This is a genomic window from Pseudomonas sp. BF-R-01, assembly GCF_019946615.1.
GTDB classification, from domain to species: Bacteria; Pseudomonadota; Gammaproteobacteria; order Pseudomonadales; family Pseudomonadaceae; genus Aquipseudomonas; species Aquipseudomonas migulae.
In genome coordinates, this window is record NZ_JAGYFX010000061.1 from 1 (window position 1) to 19,283 (window position 19,283).

At 61.5% G+C, this 19,283-nt stretch carries 18 protein-coding genes and 2 pseudogenes; 12 read left to right on the forward strand and 8 right to left on the reverse strand.

What is annotated here, in order from left to right:
* Positions 1-67 precede the first annotated feature (67 nt).
* Together KGB27_RS31635 and KGB27_RS31640 are read right to left on the reverse strand one after the other, a co-directional pair.
* On the reverse strand, positions 68-823 hold the full coding sequence (locus KGB27_RS31635) for a methyl-accepting chemotaxis protein (protein WP_404943259.1): 756 nt from the start codon (positions 821-823) through the stop codon (positions 68-70).
* A gap of 102 nt (positions 824-925) precedes the next feature.
* Positions 926-2,215, reverse strand: a pseudogene (locus tag KGB27_RS31640) (HAMP domain-containing protein); the annotation flags it as partial.
* 370 nt (positions 2,216-2,585) lie between these two features.
* On the opposite strand from KGB27_RS31640, the gene KGB27_RS20720 reads away from it, so the two are divergent.
* Positions 2,586-3,902 carry a Na+/H+ antiporter family protein gene (locus tag KGB27_RS20720; protein WP_223556180.1) on the forward strand — a complete coding sequence of 439 codons (1,317 nt, stop codon included), beginning with the start codon at positions 2,586-2,588 and terminating at the stop codon, positions 3,900-3,902.
* A gap of 187 nt (positions 3,903-4,089) precedes the next feature.
* Positions 4,090-5,772 carry a methyl-accepting chemotaxis protein gene (locus KGB27_RS20725; protein ID WP_207286214.1) on the forward strand — a complete coding sequence of 561 codons (1,683 nt, stop codon included), beginning with the start codon at positions 4,090-4,092 and terminating at the stop codon, positions 5,770-5,772.
* A 257-nt stretch (positions 5,773-6,029) separates the two neighbouring features.
* Here the strand turns inward: KGB27_RS20725 and KGB27_RS20730 are convergent.
* A pseudogene (locus KGB27_RS20730) lies at positions 6,030-6,878 on the reverse strand (LysR substrate-binding domain-containing protein); the annotation flags it as partial.
* Between the two features lie 60 nt (positions 6,879-6,938).
* Here KGB27_RS20730 and KGB27_RS20735 point away from each other — a divergent pair.
* The 3 genes from KGB27_RS20735 to KGB27_RS20745 all read left to right on the forward strand — a co-directional run bounded on the left by KGB27_RS20735 (position 6,939) and on the right by KGB27_RS20745 (position 8,232).
* The gene (locus KGB27_RS20735) at positions 6,939-7,424 is read left to right on the forward strand and encodes a DMT family transporter (protein WP_192419820.1); all 486 of its coding nucleotides are present in this window, start codon (positions 6,939-6,941) and stop codon (positions 7,422-7,424) included.
* Complete coding sequence (locus tag KGB27_RS20740) at positions 7,424-7,879, forward strand: DMT family transporter (RefSeq protein ID WP_008035175.1); 456 nt, start codon at positions 7,424-7,426, stop codon at positions 7,877-7,879. Before KGB27_RS20735 ends, KGB27_RS20740 begins: the two co-directional genes overlap by 1 nt.
* Before the next feature lie 188 nt (positions 7,880-8,067).
* Entirely contained in the window at positions 8,068-8,232 is a 165-nt protein-coding gene (locus KGB27_RS20745) for a metallothionein (protein WP_008035176.1), read from the forward strand.
* A gap of 102 nt (positions 8,233-8,334) precedes the next feature.
* On the opposite strand, the gene KGB27_RS20750 is transcribed toward KGB27_RS20745, so the two are convergent.
* On the reverse strand, positions 8,335-8,562 hold the full coding sequence (locus KGB27_RS20750) for a DUF6555 family protein (RefSeq protein WP_008035177.1): 228 nt from the start codon (positions 8,560-8,562) through the stop codon (positions 8,335-8,337).
* Positions 8,563-8,708: 146 nt separating this feature from the next.
* Here KGB27_RS20750 and KGB27_RS20755 point away from each other — a divergent pair, with 146 nt between their 5' ends.
* The 3 genes from KGB27_RS20755 to KGB27_RS20765 all read left to right on the forward strand — a co-directional run bounded on the left by KGB27_RS20755 (position 8,709) and on the right by KGB27_RS20765 (position 10,824).
* A complete protein-coding gene (locus KGB27_RS20755) occupies positions 8,709-9,479 on the forward strand; it encodes an AraC family transcriptional regulator (protein ID WP_032832904.1) in 771 nt (256 codons plus the stop codon).
* Between the two features lie 183 nt (positions 9,480-9,662).
* On the forward strand, positions 9,663-9,836 hold the full coding sequence (locus tag KGB27_RS20760) for a DUF1427 family protein (protein ID WP_008035179.1): 174 nt from the start codon (positions 9,663-9,665) through the stop codon (positions 9,834-9,836).
* Positions 9,837-9,867: 31 nt separating this feature from the next.
* Positions 9,868-10,824, forward strand: coding sequence for a zinc-binding alcohol dehydrogenase family protein (locus tag KGB27_RS20765; protein ID WP_008045193.1), 957 nt, complete (start codon positions 9,868-9,870; stop codon positions 10,822-10,824).
* Positions 10,825-10,930: 106 nt separating this feature from the next.
* Here KGB27_RS20765 and KGB27_RS20770 read toward each other — a convergent pair whose 3' ends face one another.
* Positions 10,931-11,605, reverse strand: coding sequence for a hypothetical protein (locus tag KGB27_RS20770; protein WP_008045195.1), 675 nt, complete (start codon positions 11,603-11,605; stop codon positions 10,931-10,933).
* A 367-nt stretch (positions 11,606-11,972) separates the two neighbouring features.
* Here KGB27_RS20770 and KGB27_RS20775 point away from each other — a divergent pair, with 367 nt between their 5' ends.
* The 3 genes from KGB27_RS20775 to hemB all read left to right on the forward strand — a co-directional run bounded on the left by KGB27_RS20775 (position 11,973) and on the right by hemB (position 14,755).
* Complete coding sequence (locus KGB27_RS20775) at positions 11,973-12,671, forward strand: glutathione binding-like protein (RefSeq protein WP_207286210.1); 699 nt, start codon at positions 11,973-11,975, stop codon at positions 12,669-12,671.
* Positions 12,672-12,704: 33 nt separating this feature from the next.
* Entirely contained in the window at positions 12,705-13,547 is an 843-nt protein-coding gene (locus KGB27_RS20780) for a PhzF family phenazine biosynthesis protein (protein ID WP_223556127.1), read from the forward strand.
* 233 nt (positions 13,548-13,780) lie between these two features.
* Entirely contained in the window at positions 13,781-14,755 is a 975-nt protein-coding gene (gene hemB / locus KGB27_RS20785; RefSeq protein WP_008035185.1) for a porphobilinogen synthase, read from the forward strand.
* Between the two features lie 120 nt (positions 14,756-14,875).
* Here the strand turns inward: hemB and KGB27_RS20790 are convergent, their stop codons facing one another.
* The gene (locus tag KGB27_RS20790) at positions 14,876-16,408 is read right to left on the reverse strand and encodes an FAD-dependent oxidoreductase (protein WP_223556130.1); all 1,533 of its coding nucleotides are present in this window, start codon (positions 16,406-16,408) and stop codon (positions 14,876-14,878) included.
* A gap of 279 nt (positions 16,409-16,687) precedes the next feature.
* Between KGB27_RS20790 and KGB27_RS20795 the strand changes: the two genes are divergently transcribed.
* On the forward strand, positions 16,688-17,782 hold the full coding sequence (locus KGB27_RS20795) for a DUF1615 domain-containing protein (protein WP_223556134.1): 1,095 nt from the start codon (positions 16,688-16,690) through the stop codon (positions 17,780-17,782).
* Between the two features lie 78 nt (positions 17,783-17,860).
* Here KGB27_RS20795 and KGB27_RS20800 read toward each other — a convergent pair whose 3' ends face one another.
* The gene (locus tag KGB27_RS20800) at positions 17,861-18,223 is read right to left on the reverse strand and encodes a hypothetical protein (protein ID WP_223556137.1); all 363 of its coding nucleotides are present in this window, start codon (positions 18,221-18,223) and stop codon (positions 17,861-17,863) included.
* Between the two features lie 177 nt (positions 18,224-18,400).
* On the reverse strand, positions 18,401-19,195 hold the full coding sequence (locus tag KGB27_RS20805; protein WP_223556140.1) for a DUF4349 domain-containing protein: 795 nt from the start codon (positions 19,193-19,195) through the stop codon (positions 18,401-18,403).
* Between the last annotated feature and the right edge of the window lie 88 nt (positions 19,196-19,283).

Sequence of the window (19,283 nt, forward strand, 5' to 3'; positions counted from 1 at the left end):
GCCGGCGATGGCGTCTTCAAAATCGCCATCGCCGGCAAGCCGGCTCCTACAAGGGGTGTGTTGTCAGTCAGACGCGGAATTGATCCATCAGGCTCTGTTGCTGATTCGCCAGGCTATTAAGCGACTGGCTCACCCGCGCCGACTCATTCGCCTGCCCCGACAGCGACTCGGTTACGTCCCGGATCGTCGCCACGTTGTTGTTGATCTCTTCCGCCACCGCGCTTTGCTCTTCCGCCGCCGAGGCAATCTGCAGGTTCATGTCGCTGATCACCGTCACTGCGTCGCCGATCTGGCGCAACGCCGTGACGGCCTGGCTGACCTGCTCGACACTGCCCTGAGCCTGGCGATGGCTGTTGTTCATCGACCCCACCACATCCTGCGTGCCGTTCTGCAACTGCTCGATCACCAGGCGGGTTTCTTCAACCGACTCCTGCGTACGCCGCGCCAGGTTGCGCACTTCGTCGGCGACCACCGCAAAACCGCGTCCGGCCTCACCGGCACGAGCCGCTTCGATCGCGGCGTTGAGGGCCAGCAGGTTGGTCTGCTCGGCGATGGCGCGGATCACTTCCAGTACCGAACCGATTTTCTCGCTGTTGGCCGCCAAACCTTCGACCTGCACCATCGCTGCGCTCATGTCGGCGGCGAGGTTGTCGATGCTGGTGGTGGTCTGGTCGATCACGGTCAAGCCACGGCGGGTGGCGTGATCGGCATCGCGCGCTGCTTGTGCCGCTTGTGCCGCGCTGCGGGCAACGTCCTGGGCGGTGGCGCTCATTTCGTGGGAAGCGGTCGCCACCTGATCGACCTGACGGTATTGCTGTTCCATGCCGGCGCTGGTCTGCGTGGCGATGGCAGAAGACTGGTCCGCCGTGCTGCGTGCGTCCTGAACCGAGCGTTTCACCTCGGCGATGATCGGCTGCAACTTGTCGAGGAAACGGTTGAACCAGCCCGCCAACTGGCCTAGTTCATCCTTTTTGTCGTAGGCCAGGCGCCGGGTCAGGTCGCCTTCGCCGCTGGCGATGTCTTCGAGCATGTGCGCCACACCCAGAATCGGTTTGGTCACGCTACGCGCCATCAGCCACACCAACAACAGCCCGATCAACGCGGCCAGCACGCCGAGGCCGAGTTCGACCAGTGTGCCGGCGGTATTGCTTTCATCGAGTTGTTTTTTCAGGGTTTCGGCGGGGCCGACCAGGACTTTTTCCGGCACATCGAGCAACACGCCCCACGATTTGCCGTCGGGGATCGGCTGGAACGGCGACAGCACTTTCAACTGCTGGTTGCTGTGCAGGCTGGCGGTTTTGCTGCTGGCGGCGAGCAGGCGGATCAGTTCGGTGCCGTTGGTTTTATCCACAGCGTCCAGGCGCTGGGCGAGTTTGCTGGCGTCCGGGCTGTAGCCGGCGAGCAAACCGGCCGGGCTGATGATGCTGACGTTGGTCTGGCCGTCATAAAGCTTCTTGCTCGCGCCCTGGCTGACCGCTTGCAGGCTGTTGAGGTTGATGTCCACCGACAGCGAGGCGATGACTTTGCCATTGACCATCAGCGGGAACACGATGCTTGTCATCAGCACGTTCTGGCCGTCGATCACATAGAAGTAGGGTTCGATCACGCAGGGCTTGAGCGAGGTGCGCGGGCAGGTGAACCAGGCGTTGGCGGGTTCGCCGCTGGGGCCGGTGCTGGTGTCGGCCATGTCAGTTTCGGGCAGCGCCATCGACGTCACCTTGCCGGGGGTCGGTTGCGACCAGTACAGCGCGAAACGGCCCTTGTCGTTGCTGCCCAGCTCAGCCTGGCCGGCAAACAGTTCATCCTTGCCGTCCAGCGCATTGGCTTCGAACACCAGCGACAGGCCGAGCAATTCCGGGTTGGCTTGCAACGCAGACTTGACCTGGCGGGTCAGGTCTTCACGCAGGTCGAAGGCATCGAGAAAGCGCTTTTCGGCCTGATCGCGCAGGAACAACACCTGACGCGAGAAGCCGTGGCCATATTGATAGGCATCCATGAACTGCTGGCGAATGTTCAGCGCCTGGTTTTCGCCCTGGGACTCGATCCGGGCCTGGGCGGCTTCAGTGAGCATCTCCATGCTCGAGGCTTTCACCAGCTCGGAACTGTGCTCCATGCGATACAGCGAAAGACCTACCAGCAAGGTCACGATACCGGCGAGGCAAAGCCCGGCCAGCAGGGTGATTTTCCATTGAATGGAAAGTTGTCTGAGCGACATGGAGACGTCCTTATTCGATAAATATCTGAGACTTTGCACTGTAGCGGCCGAAAATCCGCATTCTTTACGCCGTCCGACGAAATGGAATCATTATCACGAATCCTGTAGGAGCCAGCTTGCTGGCGATGGCGTCCGTCCAGTCAATAACGGGTGGACTGAACCACCGCCATCGCCGGCAAGCCGGCTCCTACAGGGGGCGATGTCGTTTTGGAAAGGGAGGGCCTAGCTTGCGTTCGGGTCTCGCGGCTTTGACAAGGCGGTGATGGTCCGGCACAGTGCGCGCCCTCTAATAAAACCCATTCCTTATCCCGCTGGCGGCTCTTCGCAGACTGTCGGCCGGGCTCATTTCGCTTGCCTTGAGGTAACGATGATTAATGCTGTAATTGCCGCGGTCGGCATCATGCTGATTCTCAGCCTGTCCCGTGTGCACGTGGTGATCGCGCTGATTATCGGTGCGCTGGTGGGCGGTTTGACCGGTGGCCTGGGCATCGACGCCACCTTGAAAGCCTTCAACAGCGGCCTCGGCGGCGGGGCGACGGTGGCCTTGTCTTATGCCCTGCTCGGCGCCTTCGCGGTGGCGATTGCCAAGTCCGGCCTGGCCCATGCGCTGGCCGACAAAGCCCTGGCCATGGTTGACCGCCAGCACGCCAACGGTGGCGGTTCGGTGAAGTGGCTGCTGATCGGCCTGCTGTGGGTGGTGGCCATCGCTTCACAGAATATTCTGCCGATACATATCGCTTTTATTCCGTTGCTGGTGCCGCCGCTACTATATGTGCTGACCAAGCTGCAACTGGATCGGCGGTTGATCGCCTGCGTCATGACCTTCGGCCTGATCACCCCGTACATGTTCCTGCCCGTGGGCTTCGGCAACATCTTCCTCAATGAAATCCTGCTGGCCAACGTGGCCCGCAGCGGCGTCGATATCAGCGGCATCAACGTCACCCATGCCATGGGCATTCCGGCGCTGGGCATGGTGGTGGGGCTTGCGGCAGCCTTTATCAGCTACCGCAAGAAGCGCGTCTACGACCTGGAAAAGATCGAACAGGTCGAGCAGGTCGCGGTGCAGTACAACCCGTTGAGCCTGATGGTTGCGGGTGTGGCGATTGCGGCGGCGTTCATTATTCAGTTGTTGCTGGACTCGATGATTATCGGTGCACTGGCAGGCTTTTTGATCTTCTCGGTGTCGGGCATCGTGAAGTGGCGCGACACCGATGATCTGTTCACCGAAGGCATGACGATGATGGCGATGATCGGTTTCATCATGATCGCCGCCTCGGGGTTTGCCGAAGTGATGAAGGCCACCGGTCAGGTGCAGACGCTGGTTGAAGCGTCGGCGTCGTGGATCGGCCACAGTAAAGGCATCGGTGCGCTGCTGATGTTGCTGGTCGGCCTGCTGGTGACCATGGGCATCGGTTCGTCGTTTTCCACCGTGCCGATTCTGGCAGCGATTTTCGTGCCGCTGTGCGTGCAACTGGGGTTCAGCCCGATCGCCATCGTCTGCATCGTCGGCACCGCCGGTGCGCTGGGCGACGCCGGTTCGCCTGCTTCCGACTCGACGCTCGGCCCGACCTCCGGCCTGAACATCGACGGACAGCACCACCACATCTGGGACACCGTGGTCCCGACCTTCCTGCATTACAACCTGCCGCTGCTGGCGTTCGGCTGGGTGGCCGCGATGGTTCTCTGAACGAAGATCCCCTGTGGGAGCGAGCCTGCTCGCGATGATCTGTCAGCCAGATTGATGGCGACTGACACTCCATCGCGAGCAGGCTCGCTCCCACAGAGGGGATTGCATTGGCCACTGATTCAACTTTTGGTTGCGCGTGCCGTTAAAGCCTTTAACCACGCCAATAAAACCAAAAGAGTGAACCGTCATGCGCATGAGCCTGAAGGCTAAAGTCCTGTCCCTTGCCGTCCTCCCGGTGTTGCTCTTTGCGCTGGTCATCAGCCTGACCACGTTGTTCGTTCTGCAGGAACAGGCCCGCAAGGAAGTCGAGGAGACGCGTCAGCGCCTGCTCAGCGACGCCAAGGCCACCCTGCAAAGTTACGTCGCCGTGGCCATGACCGCGATCAAACCGCTCTACGAGGCCGCCGCCCCTGGCGATGACGCGGCGCGGGCCCAGGTGATCAAATTGCTGTCGAGCATCAGCTACGGCAAGGACGGCTACTTCTTCGGCTACGACTCCAACACCGTGCGCCTGTTCAAGGCCAACAGCCCCGAAGGCGTGGGCCAAAGCTTCAAGGACAACCGCGATCCGAACGGCGTCTACGTCAACCGCGACCTGGTGAAAGTCGCCAAAGACGGCACTCACTACCTGCAATACAGCTCGCCATTGCCTGGCAACACTCAGGTGCTGGTACCAAAACTCGGCTACACCGAATACCTGCCGAAGTGGGACATGGCGGTCGGCACCTCGGTCAACCTCGACGGTATCGAGGCGCAAGTGGCCGTGGTCGAAGCCAAGGTTCAAGACCGGATGGAAGGCGTGTTGCTGAGCATCATCGGCATCGCCGCCGTCGTGCTGCTGCTGATTGCCGCCGCCGGCATGCTGTTGGCCAACACCATTCTGCGTCCGCTGAACCTGATGAAAGCCAACCTCGACGACATCGCGGCGGGCGAGGGCGACCTGACCCGGCGCCTGACCATCACCAGCCAGGATGAACTCGGCCAACTCGCCGGCTCGTTCAACCGGTTCGTCGACAAGATCCACGGCCTGGTGCGCCAGATCACCGAAATGACCTCGCAATTGACCGGGCTGGTGAATCAGGTCTCCGATCAGGCCCAGCGTTCGGATCAGGCGATGGAGCGTCAACGTCACGAGACCGATCAGGTGGCCACGGCGATCAACGAAATGTCGGCCGCCGCGCAAGAAGTGGCGAAAAGTGCACAAAACGCCGCAGTGGCGGCGCAGCAGACCGACGAAGAAGGTCAGACGGCCAAGCGTGTGGTGGCCGGCAGCATCGTCAAGATCCATGCGTTGGTCGACGATATTCGCAGCAGCGGCGTGTCCCTCGACAGCCTGCAGAAGGACGTGTCATCGATTGTCAGCGTGCTCGGGGTGATCCGTTCGATTGCCGAGCAGACCAACCTGTTGGCGCTCAACGCCGCCATTGAAGCGGCCCGTGCCGGTGAGGCCGGTCGCGGTTTTGCGGTGGTGGCCGACGAAGTCCGTGCGCTGGCCAGCCGCACGCAAATCAGCACCCAGGAAATCCAGGGCATGATCGACCGCTTGCAGGCCGGCACTCAGTCGGCGGTGGAAGCGATGCGCCGCTCCAGCGAGGCCGGCGACGGCACGTCCATGCAGGCCAACGAAGCGGGTGCTTCGCTGGACACCATGGCTCAACTGATCGGCACCATCAACTCGATGAACGCGCAGATCGCCAGCGCCGCCGAGGAGCAGACCGCCGTGGCCGAAGAGATCAACCGCAGCGTGCATCAGATCGCGGTGGCCGTGGACAACGTGGCCGGCGAAACCCAACTCGGCGCCCAGACATCCCGCAGCCTGGCTGATCTTGGCCAGCGCCTCGGCACTCTGGTCGGCCAGTTCCGCATCTGACCCCCACACCTTGTAGGAGCCGGCTTGCCGGCGATGGCGACATGTCAGCCAACATCGATGTCGACTGACACAACGCCCCCTTGTAGGAGCCGGCTTGCTGGCGATAGCGGTATGTCAGTCAACATTGAAGTCGACTGACACAACACCCCTTTGTAGGAGCCGGCTTGCCGGCGATAGCGGTGTGTCAGGCGCCATCAATGTTGACTGACGCGCCGCCATCGCCGGCAAGCCGGCTCCTACAGGTTGTGCTGTCAATGTTACGGCCTGTCCCAATACGGCACAGCCCCAAAGCATTCGACATAGAAATCAATCACCGTCCTTACCTTCACCGACAACCGCCGGCTCCCGGGCCAGAGCACGGCGATCTGTTGCGGCTCAAGGCTGTTGGACACCTGATATTCCCCCAGCACCGGCACCAGCGTGCCGTTGCGTACCGCTTCACCAATCAGCCACGAAGGAAACATCACCAGGCCCAGGCCTTGTTCGGCGGCCTGTGTGAGGGTGTCGGCGTGGTTGCCGGTGATCGGCCCCTTCACCGAGTAGGGCCTCCAGTCCTGCTGACCCTGGCGGAAAAACCAGCGTTGCTGGCCGGCTACGCCTTTGTAGGCCAGGCATTGATGCGCCGCGAGGTCTTCGGGATGCAACGGTGTGCCATGGCGTTTCAAGTACGCCGGGCTCGCTGCCACTTGAAAGCGTTGCGGCGCCAGAATCCGCGCCTGCATGCTCGAATCGTGCAGCGGGCCGATGCGAAACAGCAGGTCGGCACCCTCCTGTAACGGTGCGACGTAGCTGTCGGTCTGCTGGATATCCAGCTGCAATTTCGGGTAGCGCTCGCACAGTTGCCCCAGCCAGGGCGTCAGGTGCCGCTGGCCAAACACCACCGGCGCGTTGATCCGCACCAGCCCGCTCGGCTCGCTTTGTTGTTCCTGCAACGCCTGTTCGGCTTCCTCCAACTGCACCAGTACCAATCGCGCATGGTCGCCGAGCAAGCGTCCGGCTTCCGTCGGCGTGACCGCGCGGGTATGGCGGTAAAGCAATTGCTGGCTCAGCGCCTGTTCCATCAACTGGATCTGCCGGGAAATCGACGACGGCGCCAGGCCTTCGCGAGCAAGCTTCGCTCCTACAGGCGACCGTGTAGTTCATTTGAAAATGGGTAGGTCTCTGTTATGCAATCTTCTTCAATCGATATCGCTGTCACACCGGCAACCCAACCCGGGTTGCGGCTTTTGCTGCTGCCTTTGGTGATCCTGGCCGGTATGGGCCTGTCCGTGGAGGCCGGTCTGCTCGGGCCGCTGGGGGGTCAGGTCGGTCACTTGTGGGCGACGTTGAGCATCTTCGGCGTCGGCTCGGCGATCCTGTTTTTCCTGCTGTTGCTCAGCGGCCCGCAAAAGGGACCGGCCTTCAGCGACTTGCCGCGCTGGCAGTTGATCGGCGGTTTTCTCGGGCCGATCTACGTGGTGGTGCTGACCCTGGCCACGCCGTACATCGGCATTGCGATGACGATGATCGCGATCCTGTCCGGGCAGGTCGGTAAAAGCGTGCTGATCGACCACTTCGGCTGGTTCGGCGCCACTCGTAAAAAGGTCAACGGTGAACGTTGGCTGGCCTTGCTGCTGATTGTGGCGGCACTTGTTCTGATTGCGCGGGGTTAATGATGAATCTGATTATTTTGTTGGCGGTGGTCGTGGCTGCCGGTGCGGTGTTGAGTGTTCAGGCCGCCATCAATGGGCGTCTGGGCGAAACGGTCGGTGTGCTGCGCAGCAGTTTGTTGACGTTCGTGGTGGGTGCGGTGAGCACCGGGTTGCTGATCCTGTTTTTCGAGCCGGCCCAGGCCATGAGCCTGCTGGACGTGCCGAAATGGCAGCTCAGCGGCGCGCTGTTCGGCGTGGTGTACATGATGGTGATGGTGGGGGCGGTGCCACGGGTGGGGACGGCGGTGGCGACGGTCGCGGTGATCGTCGGGCAGCTGGGCATGGGGATGCTGATCGATAACTTCGGCTGGCTGGGCAACCCGCAGATCGAACTGTCCGGCAGCCGGATACTGGCGATGGTGTTGCTCGGGTTGGCGCTGGTGTTCATGTATCGCAGCAATACCCGCCAGGCCTGACCGCTGTTGATTTTCTGTAGGAGCAAGCTTGCTCGCGATGAACGATAACGCGGTATTCCTGAAACACCGCGGCGTCGGCATCGCGAGCAAGCTTGCTCCTACAGGTTTGGGCTGCGTCGTCTGTGGCAACTTCTACACTGGTGAGACGGGTTGTAGCCCCGACGACCACCACCTCAGGAGTCAGACTCATGATCGATAGCGAAAGTAAATGCGACTGCCCGAAATGCAACTGCAAACTGGGCCAGCATCCGATCGCACGTCACGGCAAGCACTACTGCTGCGAAGCCTGCGCCAAACACCATGAACACGGTGAAGAATGCGTGCACAAAGACTGCAAGTGCGCCCAACACTGACTGTGTAGGAGCCAGCTTGCTGGCGATGCAGGCGCCGAGGTTCTTCAGGCTGACTGCGTTATCGTTCATCGCGAGCAAGCTTGCTCCTACAGAAAAGCGTGGTTAGCTTGCTGGCCGCCATGTGACATTTTCCACGCCGAATTTTTCCGCCATCGGCTTGCTGGTCTTTTGCACTTTCTCCCTTCCAAAGCGCGGGATCCGGCCCACGCCGGCGTCGCAACTCGCCCAATGCCAAGCCTGCGCATTGTCCATTTTGTCCAGGCGAATGATGAAAGACTTTGGGACGCCATGAAGGGTGTATTCAATGACGAAAAGTTTTGCGTTGTTCATAAAGCCCGTATTCCTCCCTGTAGTAATAGAAGGATCGTCGGCGGTACGGAAAATTCATTCGGATTGTCAGACGGCTGCAGCCAGTGGCGACAAGGCCTGCGGCTGGTTACCATGGATTTTCTGAAAATCCCCGATGAATGCTGACCATGGCCCTTGCCGCGCCCCCCGACCTGAGTGACACCGATGTGCCCGTGCAACCGCTGGCGCGCACCTATCCGCGCGGGCTGTTCATCGAGCCCCACGAGCATGTCTGGGGCCAGTTGTTGTATGCGATGAGCGGCGTGATGTGGGTCGAAACGCCGCATGAGGCGCTGGTGGTGCCGCCGCAACGGGCGGTGTGGTTGCCGCCGGGCGTGCCTCACGGCATTCGCGTGGTCTCGGACCTGCAGATGCGCAACATCTACCTGCGTCCGGCATTGGCGGCGACGCTGGACGACACGGTCCAGGTGATCGAAGTGGGCGGGTTGCTGCGTGAACTCATCGTCGGGCTGGTGGAGCAGGGCGACGACGGCGCGCCGGAGTATTACGAAGCGCTGGTCGGGCTGGCACTGCTGGAACTGCGGCGAGCCAGGCGTTCGCTGCTGAAGATCCCGTTGCCGGATGATTCCGACCGGCGCCTGATGAACCTGTGTCAGGCCGTCATGGCCGCCCCATCGCTGGACGTTTCCTTCGAACAACACGCGCAAAACGCCGGGGCCAGCGTGCGCACCCTGGCGCGGCTGTTCAAGGACGGTCTGGGCATGGGCTTCGCCGAGTGGCGGCGACAAGTGCAACTGGCGACTGCAGTCGCGGAGCTGATCCAGGGGGCGCCGGTCAGTGCGATTGCCCGGGAGCTGGGCTACTCGCCGAGCAGCTTCAGCGACATGTTCCGTCGGGAACTGGGTGTCGCGCCCTCGCAGTTCTGCACGAACCTGTAGGAGCCAGCTTGCTGGCGATAGCATCCTCAAATTTTGCATCGCCCTCACGTCAGCTATCGCCAGCAAGCTAGCTCCTACAGGTTATTGGGGGTGGTTTGGCCGGAATTCAGAAGCACTTGGCCGATGCTCGCGGATGCCGGCCTTTAGACTTTGGGCATCCCTCAATTGCCCACGGAGTCTGCCATGAGCTACCTCATCTCGCTGGTCATCGGTCTGGGCGTCGGTTTGCTTTACGGCGCGCTGGATTTTCGTTCTCCCGCCCCACCGGCCATCGCGCTGGTGGGCCTGCTGGGCATGCTCGCCGGTGAAAAGTTGTGGCCCATGGGGCGGCAACTGGTCACTGGCTGGATCTCCTGAATTCCCTTTCCCCTGTTGGATGGACACTCCCATGAAAGCATTGCAGTTCGACAAAACCGGCGACCTTTCGGCCCTGCGCTATGTCGAGGTTCCGACCCCCGTGCCCGGCGCCGATGAAGTGCTGGTGCAAATCAAGGCCGCCGGCCTCAATCCCAGCGATGTGAAGAATGTGCTGGGGCGTTTTCCCTACACCACGTTGCCGCGCATTCCCGGGCGTGATTTTGCGGGTGTAGTTGTCGAAGGCCCGCAGGCGCTGATCGGTCAGGAAGTGTGGGGCACCGGCCGTGAGCTGGGCTTTTTCGCCGATGGCTCCCATGCGCAATTCGTCAAGTTGCCGGCCAACGGCGTGGCGCGCAAACCGACGCACCTGAGTTTTGCCCAAGCCGCCAGCCTCGGCGTGCCTTACACCACGGCGTGGGATGCGCTGGAGCGCAGCCTGGTGAACGCACAAACGCGGTTATTGGTGATCGGTGGCGGGGCGGTCGGCAGTGCTGCGCTGGCGCTGGCCAAGGTACGTGGCGCCCAGGTGCTGGCGGCGGCGCGTCGGCCGGAGCAGGTCAAGGACTTGCAGGCCCAGGGGTATCAGACGTTGCAGCTGGATAAACCCGAGGATTTGGGCGCGCAGGTGAATGCGGTCTACACCGGCGGCGCCGACGTGATTTTTGACACCACCGGGTTCTGGCTACCGGCCTCCGTTCCCGCGTTGGCCGCGTTCGGTCGCATCGCGATCATCGCCGCGCCGGTGGATGGCCAGGTGCAATTGCCGGCCCTGGCGCTGTATCGCAAGGGCGGCTCGGTGGTGGGGATCAACTCGTTGCTATACGGCGTGCAAGCGTGCGCGGCGATGCTCGATCAGTTCGGCCGGTTCTTCGACCAGGACCTGTTGCCGTTGCCGCAAGGGCTGTTCGAATCGCCACTGGCCGAAGGGCTGGAACGTTATGCCGAAGTGAATCAGGGCAGTGGCGACAAAGTCATCCTGCTGCCGTAACCCCCAACCTTGTAGGAGCCAGCTTGCTGGCGATGAACGATAACGCGGTGCTCCCGAAACACCGCGGCGTCTGCATCGCCAGCAAGCTGGCTCCTACAGGTCGCCCTTATGTCGGGCAGGTTTCCCGGCCGTTATCCAGGCCTTGCTTGTAGCTGTGGCTCTGCAGGCTGGCCTTGCCGTTGTGCCAGGTCAGGGTGAGTACATACAGCGAGTCGTAGTCGCTGGATTCCCAATCATCGGTGATGTTCTGTTTCTTGCCGACCGCTTCGCCGGCGACCTTGTTGATCAGCTCGGGCAGGTAGCCGTGGGACCACGCGGTGTAGATCACCGAGTTGTGGTACTTGTCATGCAGCAGTTCGTCGGCGAGGTCACTGGTGTCGTTGGCCGAGAAGTTGATGTTCACCGGCAAACCGAGCTTGATGGCGCTGGGGCTGATGGTCATCAGGGGGCGAATGTAGCTGTAGGAATTATCCAGCTCGCCTTCCTCGACATTGCGCGTCGGGTTGGCTGCAAACACGTAGTTGGCCTTGCCGAATTTTTCCGGGAGCAGGGTGGCCAGGTCGATGGCGCGGTTCAGGCCCTGGCAATTGAGCTGGCCGAGGCCGCCGGCGGGTTTTTCCGCGTGGCGCAGGAAGACCAGCGTCTGGGTGCCGTCAGCCGGCTGGGCGCGGCTTTCACGGACTTCCAGCGACAGGAACAGCGCACTGATTGCCAGCAGGGAGGGCAGCACAATATAAGCGCGATGTTTGAAGCGTTGGACCAATTTCATAAGGTTCATCATGGAATAAGGGTTCTTCAGCGCATTCGGTTAAGGCTGACAAACCTTTACACCACGCGCTCCCAGCGTCGGGTGTTTTCCATGTCGATGATCCGGTCCGTTTCCGAAAGGGCAACACTCAGAGTCCACTGAGGCCCGTTTGGTTCGATTCCGGCGGCATGCGCAGCAATGTACCGATAACCATGAACGGGTTGGAGCAGAGGTTATCGACAGGATGTTGCGGATTTATGGACACAGTACACGGGGCGGTCGCAGGAGAAGACTGCAATCCATTGATCTTGGTAATCATCAATATCGATACGCCGTACGTCGCAGCCTGCGGCCACTCACACTATGATCGTGCCTCTCAATCTCTTCGTGGATCCATGCGATGACCGATCTGTCTGCTTTCCCTATCACTCAAAAATGGCCAGCCCAATACCCTGAGTGGATTCAGCTCTACTCGTTGCCGACCCCCAACGGCGTCAAGGTGTCGATCATGCTCGAAGAGATCGGCCTGCCCTACGAGCCGCATCGCGTGGGCTTCGACACCAGCGACCAGCTGTCGCCCGAGTTTCTGTCGCTGAACCCCAACAACAAGATCCCGGCGATCCTCGACCCCCACGGGCCGGACGACCTGCCGCTGCCGTTGTTCGAGTCCGGGGCGATTCTGATTTACCTCGCCGACAAGAGCGGGCAGTTGCTGGCCCAGGAATCGGCTGCGCGTTACGAGACGATCCAGTGGTTGATGTTTCAGATGGGTGGTATCGGGCCGATGTTCGGCCAGCTCGGTTTTTTCAACAAATTCGCCGGCAAGGACTACGAAGACAAACGCCCTCGTGATCGCTATGTCGAGGAAAGTAAACGTTTGTTAAAAGTCCTTGATGGACGTCTGCAGGGGCGCGACTGGATCATGGGCGAGCGCTACACCATCGCCGACATCGCGACATTCCCGTGGGTGCGCAACCTGATCGGCTTCTATGAGGCGGGCGATCTGGTGGGCATCAAGGATTTCCCGAACGTGACGCGGGTGCTGGAGCGCTTCCTGGCGCGGCCGGCGGTGATGCGCGGGCTGGAAATTCCCAAGTAAGACCTTTCGAATCCACCAAGACCAAGGCAGGCCATGCACGCATTCGATTTCAAGCAAGTAGATGTCTTCAGCCGCGTTGCGCTCAAGGGCAATCCGTTGGCCGTGGTGTTCGGCGCCGATGAGCTCAGCGATGAGCGCATGGCGGCGTTCGCCACCTGGACCAATCTCAGTGAAACCACGTTCATCCTCGCCCCGCAGGACCCTCGGGCCGATTATCGGGTGCGGATTTTCACCACCCTGAACGAGTTGCCGTTCGCCGGTCACCCGACCCTCGGCACCTGCCATGCCTGGCTCGAAGCCGGTGGCGTGCCCAAGGGCGAGGAGATCATTCAGGAATGCGGCGTGGGCCTGGTGCGGGTGCGCCGGCAAGGCGCGGAACTGGCCTTTCTCGCACCGCCACTGCTCAAGACCGGGCCGGTGCAGGCGGAGCTGGTGGAGCGGGTACGACGCGGGCTCCGATTGGAACCGGGCGCCATCGTGCGGGCGCAGTGGGTCGATAACGGCGCGGGTTGGCTGGCGGTGATGGTCGAGGATCGCCAGCAGGTGCTGGATCTTCAGCCGGACCATTCGCAGATGCTTGGCCTCGCGGTCGGCGTGATTGCGCCGTGGCATCCCGAGCGTGACGGCGATGACGCACAGTTCGAAGTGCGGGCGTTCATTTCCGGCGACGGCATGCCGGAAGATCCCGCCACCGGCAGCCTGAATGCCGGCATCGCCCAATGGCTGCTCAGCGAAGGGATGGCGCCGGCGACTTACGTGGTGAGTCAGGGCTTGACCATGGGGCGGGCCGGGCGCATTCAGGTCGATCAGGTGGGCGATGAGATCTGGATTGGTGGTTCTGTAGTTACGTGCATTACCGGCACGCTGAACATCTAAACCTGTGGGAGCGAGCCTGCTCGCGATGGTGTATCAGCTACATTGATGGCGACTGACACTCCATCGCCGGCAAGCCGGTCTCGCTCCCACAGGGTTTTATGGTGGATGCGGTGATTATTGCTGCAGCGGTAACGGTTTTTACTCCGCTGAGGTTTGTGCCCGGCGGCGAACTGGGCATAAGCTTTCGCCCCCTTACGACTTTCGTCTCGTCCCCCGATTTTTCAGGAAGCCCCATGTCCAGTCAGTTCCCCGAAGCACGTCCACGCCGTCTGCGCCGCAATGCGAGCCTGCGCAGCCTGTTCCAGGAAACCGAATTCAGCTTGAACGATCTGGTGCTGCCGATTTTCGTCGAGGAAGAAATCGACGACTTCGTGCCGATCAAAAGCATGCCCGGTGTGATGCGGATTCCGGAATCGAAACTGGCCGGCGAGATCGAGCGCTATGCCCGTGCGGGAATCAAGTCGGTGATGACCTTCGGCGTGTCCCATCATCTGGACAGCAGCGGCAGCGACACCTGGAGCGACAATGGCCTGGTCTCGCGCATGGCGCGCATCGCCAAGGACGCGGTGCCGGAGATGATCGTGATGTCCGACACCTGCTTCTGCGAATACACCGACCACGGTCACTGCGGCGTGTTGCACAACCACGAAGTCGACAACGACCAGACCCTGATCAACCTCGGCAAACAAGCCGTCGCGGCAGCCCGTGCCGGTGCCGATGTGATCGCGCCGTCGGCGGCCATGGACGGGCAGGTCCAGGCGATTCGCCGGGCGCTGGATGACGCCGGTTTCACCCAGACCGCGATCATGGCCTATTCGACCAAATTCGCCTCGGCGCTCTACGGCCCGTTCCGCGAAGCCGGCGGCAGCGCACTTAAGGGCGACCGCAAAAGCTATCAAATGAACCCGATGAACCGCCGCGAAGCGGTGCGTGAATCGCTGATGGACGAGCAGGAAGGCGCGGACGCGCTGATGGTCAAGCCGGCCGGCGCGTACCTGGACATCATCCGCGACATTCGCGAGGTTTCGCGCCTGCCGCTGTCGGCGTACCAGGTGAGCGGCGAGTACGCGATGATCAAGTTCGGCGCACAGGCCGGGGCCATCGATGAGGACCGCGTTGTGCGCGAGAGTCTCGGCGCGATCAAACGGGCGGGGGCGGATTTGATCTTCACCTACTTCGCGATGGACCTGGCCCTGGCCGGAATTTAAAAAAACACACAAAATCTGTAGGAGCCAGCTTGCTGGCGAAGCGGTGGGCCAGTCACCCTAGACGCTGGAGGGGCCGGCCTCATCGCGAGCAAGCTTGCTCCTACAGGATTTGCGGCGCGCTCAGGCCCCAAAATACGGTCGTATCCCGCGATCCCGGAAGTACCGTTCGATCACCTTCGGATCCGAGCACGACTCGGCCACCGCCACGTAGGTATCCGGCCGCAACAAATAAAACCCGTTGCGCCCAAGACCTGATGTTTCAAATGCCGGTCGCCAGTCAAACACATGCAACGGCAAGTGATGTTCATTGCACCAGGCAATCATTTCGTCGCTGGTGTCGCCGTACACATGCACCTGCCAGTTCGGGCACTTCAGCGGCCCGAAATTATCCCCTTCACCATCATGCGCCCACGGCAAGCGGTCGCCACCGTGAACGTGCCCGGCGACGCCGGTGCTCAATGGCATTCCACGATAATTGAGGGTGATCTGCGACACCGTACGAAACAGGAATTCCCGGGAGGCCTCGAACGAAGCCATTTTCGGCAGCAGGAACGGCGCCAGACGGGTACGCAACAAATCCGCCATGCGTCCTTCGGCGGTGACAAAACTGAAAACCCGGTCGGTGGTGGCGACCAGTTTGCGGGCAAAGGCGATGCGCTCGGTTTCATACGTGTCGAGCAGATGCGGGGCAGCACCGCCGCTCAACACGGCCGCGAGTTTCCAGGCGAGGTTGATGGCATCGCCGATGCCGGTGTTCATGCCCTGGCCGCCCGCCGGGCTGTGGACATGGGCCGCGTCGCCCAATAGAAACGCGCGACCGCTGCGAAAGTGATCGGCCACCCGATGATGCACACGGTAGGTCGAGAACCAGTTCACCTGCTCGATCTGCACTTTCAAGTGTTCGATGGCGCGGGTGCTGACGTCTTCGAATCGCAGGGTTTCCACGTGCTCGGCGCGTTCGTCGCGAACGGTGCCGATCAACCGCGCGCGACCTTCGCCGGCGAGGGGAAACACCGCGAGAAAGTCCGCTTCATCGAGGTCCAGGTGCAGCTCGCCATTGAGCGCCGGCCCGCTGGCCTGCACGTCGGCCACGTAGAAAATCTGCTGGTAGGTGCCGCCGGGAAATCCGGTGTCGAGGGTTTTGCGCACGCGCGAGCGGGCACCGTCGCAACCGGCGAGGTAACAGGCTTGACAGGTTTCCTCTTGACCATCGGGCAGGCGCAGCCGCGCGGTGATGCCATCGCCGGTTTCTTCGAAGCTCTCCAGCTCGGTGTTGCGCTCGACCCGGATGCCAAAGGTTTCCAGGCGTTCAATCAGCAATTGTTCATGCTCGTCCTGGGGAAATATTTCCAGGAACGCGTAGGGCGTCAGGCCCTCGCCAATCCGGCCCAACGGCAAGCGCGCCACGGGTTCGCCCTTGACCCAGAAGTTCGCCGCCGCTACGCGATGCCCTTTGTGTATCACGGCCTCGTTGAGGTCGAGCTGGCGATACAGTTCCAGTGTGCGCGCCTGCACGGCCAACGCCCGTGAAGTGGTGCCGGGGGCCGAGGTCTTGTCGATAATCCGCACGCGGATCCCCAGTTTGCTCAGCCACAGCGCGAGCACCAGACCGGTGGGGCCGGCGCCGATGATCAGTATGTCGCTACGGTTCATGCGCCTGTTCTCCCCTGGCGTCTTGGCTCAAGTATGGTCCAGCCGAAGAGGGCCGTCAGACAGCCCGCCCAACGGAAAAAGACCCTGTAGGCGCCGGCTTGCTGGCGATGAATGATAACGCGCTCGTCTTGATGCACCTCGGTGCTCCCATCGCCAGCAAGCCGGCTCCCACCGTTCAGTGTGTCTGTGCCGGGAACAGTGTGTCGCCGGCACAGTCATAGCCTGCGCCATGCGATTGATCGTATGGTTAACCCGGTTCAACGGATCTGATGGAGCGCCATGCAAGCCAATCGATTGATCACCAGCGTCGCGGCGCTGTTGGTGCTGGCCGGTTGCGGGACTCAGCGCACCCAGGAAGCCCCGACCCGCACACCCAAAGAGGTCAAGGCCGAGATCGTGCGCCTGCTGCCGGCGAAAACCGTTGATCGCCAAGGCTGGGCCACGGACATCTACGCGGCGTTTGCTGCGCAGAACATTTATCCCTCTACACAAAATCTGTGTTCCGTACTGGCGGTCACCGAGCAGGAGTCGACCTTTCAGTCGGACCCGCCGGTGCCGGGCCTGGGCAAGATCGCCCGAGAGGAAATCGACCGCCGTGCCGCCAAAGCCCACATCCCCGGCCTGCTGGTGAGCGGTGCGCTGCAAATACGTTCCAGCACCGGCAAAAGCTACAGCGACCGATTGAATGCCGCGCGCAGTGAAAAGGAATTGAGCGCGATCTTCGATGATTTCATCGGCAGGGTGCCCATGGGCCGCACGCTGTTCGGTGGTTTCAATCCGGTGCACACCGGTGGGCCGATGCAGGTCAGCATCGACTTCGCCGAGCAGCAGGCGCGGGGTTATCCGTACCCGGTGGACGGCTCGATTCGGCATGAAGTGTTCAGCCGTCGCGGCGGTATGTATTTCGGCATCGCCCACTTGCTCGGTTATCCGGTGAGCTACAAGCAGCCGCTGTACCGCTTCGCCGATTTCAACGCCGGTTGGTACGCCAGTCGAAACGCCGCATTTCAGAACGCGGTGAGCCGTGCTTCGGGGATTCCTCTGGCGCTGGACGGTGATCTGGTGCGCTACGACTCGATCATGCCCGGCACAACGGAACTGGCCGTGCGCACCCTCGGCAAGCAACTGGGCATGCGCAACCCGACGATTCGGGATCAACTGGAGAAGGGCAAAAGCCTCGAATTCGAGGACAGCACGTTGTATCAGCGGGTTTTCGAATTGGCCGAGAAGGCCGAAGGCCGTTCATTGCCGCGAGCGGTATTGCCGGGGATTGCGTTGCAGAGCCCGAAAATCACCCGAAAACTCACCACGGCGTGGTTTGCCAAGCGAGTCGACGAGCGTTATCAGCGCTGCATGGCGCTGGCGGGGAAGTGACCGGTCTCAAAAAATGCATAAAAAAACCCGGCGGGTGAGGCCGGGTTTTTTGTCGAGTGTTGCTGCAAAACCATTCATTCATACAGCGCGGCTTTCGATCAGACGGTCGGAACCACCTTCGGCAACGCGGCTTTCGATCAGACGGTCGGAACCACCTTCGGCGACGCGGTTTTCGATCAGGCGATCGGAACCACCTTCGGCAACGCGGTTCTCGATCAGACGGTCAGAGCCACCTTCGGCGACGCGGTTTTCGATCAGACGGTCGGAACCACCTTCGGCGACGCGGTTTTCGATCAGACGGTCGGAACCACCTTCGGCGACGCGGTTTTCGATCAGGCGGTCGGAGCCACCTTCAGCGACAACCGGGTGAGCGGACGAAGCGGCAAAAGCGTTAACTGCAAAAACCGAGAAAGCGATGCTGAGGAAGAGTTGGCGTTTCATGGTGGTGTGCTCCGGGATGTAGTTGTTTGGTATGGAGCTGATGGTACGCCGCACAATTTTTATGAGAACTTCATTGACGTGATGGTGAACATCGACGGCAGTGATGGAACAGCTGAATCCCCGTGCGTAGGCGTGATGGTTCAGTTGTCGGCAGGCGGAGGGCGGTTGACGCCCGGCTCAGGTCCGACGCCGAACGAACTTGCGCCACAACCAGACCCACAGCATGAACAGCGGGAACGCGAGGATCAGGAAGGGCAGGGCGTAACTGGTTTTTTCCAGTGCATCGGCGGCGCCGTCGGCCAGGTTGTCGAGCAAGTTGCTGAACGCCTGGCTCAAGTGCGACGAGCGACTGCTGGCGCCGGTCGGCAGGAACGATAAGGTGACCCGATTGGTGTCCAGACGCCGCTGGTGCCCGGCGGCAATCTGCGCCAGGGCTTGCAGATCGTTTTCGATCCCGGCCTGCTCTTTGCTCAGGGTGATCAGATCGGTGACGCTGATGTCTTTGCGGGTCGCCAGTTCATCCAGGCGTTGCTGCTGAGCCTTGAGTCGTTCCTGGCGTCGGCGGGTGTCGTCCACGGCATCGGCGAGGTCTTCGGCGCTGGTGATCCGCTGACCCAGTTCGCCACCCTCGGCGGCCATCGCCACCAACGGCTCGACGCCGGCAGGGGCAATGCGCAAGGTGATGTCGGCGCGGCCGGCGCCTTGCTCGATGCGCAAGACGTTGCAGGCGCCGAAGCGTGCGGTTTCGCACGCCTCACGGGTGGCCTGCAAACGCGGGGCAATCTCTGACTGGGGCAGCAACAGCTGCAATTCGTGTTCATAGGCGAGCATGGCCCCGCCACGCCCTTGTTCACCGGCTAGACTGGCCGATGACGAGTGGTCGCTTGGCGAGCAGGCACTTAGCGCCAGGCAGGCCAGAATGAAACCGACGATACGAAAAAGTGCGGCGCGTTGGCCATCCTGTTGGCGCATGTTCTTTCCTTGAAGTGTGCTGCGGGGGTATTGGAAGAGTGCCCCGGGATCGCGCATCTTACCTGCATCGATCCGCCAAATGGCAGGG

What these genes read in the sequence shown, in the direction of transcription:
- KGB27_RS20760 (WP_008035179.1), top strand. Translation starts at nt 9,663, where the DNA reads ATGAGCTACCTCATCTCGCTGGTCATCGGTCTGGGCGTCGGTTTGCTT.
- KGB27_RS20800 (WP_223556137.1), bottom strand. Translation starts at nt 18,223, where the DNA reads ATGAAACGCCAACTCTTCCTCAGCATCGCTTTCTCGGTTTTTGCAGTT.
- KGB27_RS20780 (WP_223556127.1), top strand. Translation starts at nt 12,705, where the DNA reads ATGCACGCATTCGATTTCAAGCAAGTAGATGTCTTCAGCCGCGTTGCG.
- KGB27_RS20750 (WP_008035177.1), bottom strand. Translation starts at nt 8,562, where the DNA reads ATGAACAACGCAAAACTTTTCGTCATTGAATACACCCTTCATGGCGTC.
- KGB27_RS20740 (WP_008035175.1), top strand. Translation starts at nt 7,424, where the DNA reads ATGATGAATCTGATTATTTTGTTGGCGGTGGTCGTGGCTGCCGGTGCG.
- hemB (WP_008035185.1), top strand. Translation starts at nt 13,781, where the DNA reads ATGTCCAGTCAGTTCCCCGAAGCACGTCCACGCCGTCTGCGCCGCAAT.
- KGB27_RS20775 (WP_207286210.1), top strand. Translation starts at nt 11,973, where the DNA reads ATGACCGATCTGTCTGCTTTCCCTATCACTCAAAAATGGCCAGCCCAA.
- KGB27_RS31635 (WP_404943259.1), bottom strand. Translation starts at nt 823, where the DNA reads ATGGAACAGCAATACCGTCAGGTCGATCAGGTGGCGACCGCTTCCCAC.
- KGB27_RS20770 (WP_008045195.1), bottom strand. Translation starts at nt 11,605, where the DNA reads ATGATGAACCTTATGAAATTGGTCCAACGCTTCAAACATCGCGCTTAT.
- KGB27_RS20725 (WP_207286214.1), top strand. Translation starts at nt 4,090, where the DNA reads ATGCGCATGAGCCTGAAGGCTAAAGTCCTGTCCCTTGCCGTCCTCCCG.
- KGB27_RS20765 (WP_008045193.1), top strand. Translation starts at nt 9,868, where the DNA reads ATGAAAGCATTGCAGTTCGACAAAACCGGCGACCTTTCGGCCCTGCGC.
- KGB27_RS20745 (WP_008035176.1), top strand. Translation starts at nt 8,068, where the DNA reads ATGATCGATAGCGAAAGTAAATGCGACTGCCCGAAATGCAACTGCAAA.
- KGB27_RS20795 (WP_223556134.1), top strand. Translation starts at nt 16,688, where the DNA reads ATGCAAGCCAATCGATTGATCACCAGCGTCGCGGCGCTGTTGGTGCTG.
- KGB27_RS20790 (WP_223556130.1), bottom strand. Translation starts at nt 16,408, where the DNA reads ATGAACCGTAGCGACATACTGATCATCGGCGCCGGCCCCACCGGTCTG.
- KGB27_RS20735 (WP_192419820.1), top strand. Translation starts at nt 6,939, where the DNA reads ATGCAATCTTCTTCAATCGATATCGCTGTCACACCGGCAACCCAACCC.
- KGB27_RS20805 (WP_223556140.1), bottom strand. Translation starts at nt 19,195, where the DNA reads ATGCGCCAACAGGATGGCCAACGCGCCGCACTTTTTCGTATCGTCGGT.
- KGB27_RS20755 (WP_032832904.1), top strand. Translation starts at nt 8,709, where the DNA reads ATGGCCCTTGCCGCGCCCCCCGACCTGAGTGACACCGATGTGCCCGTG.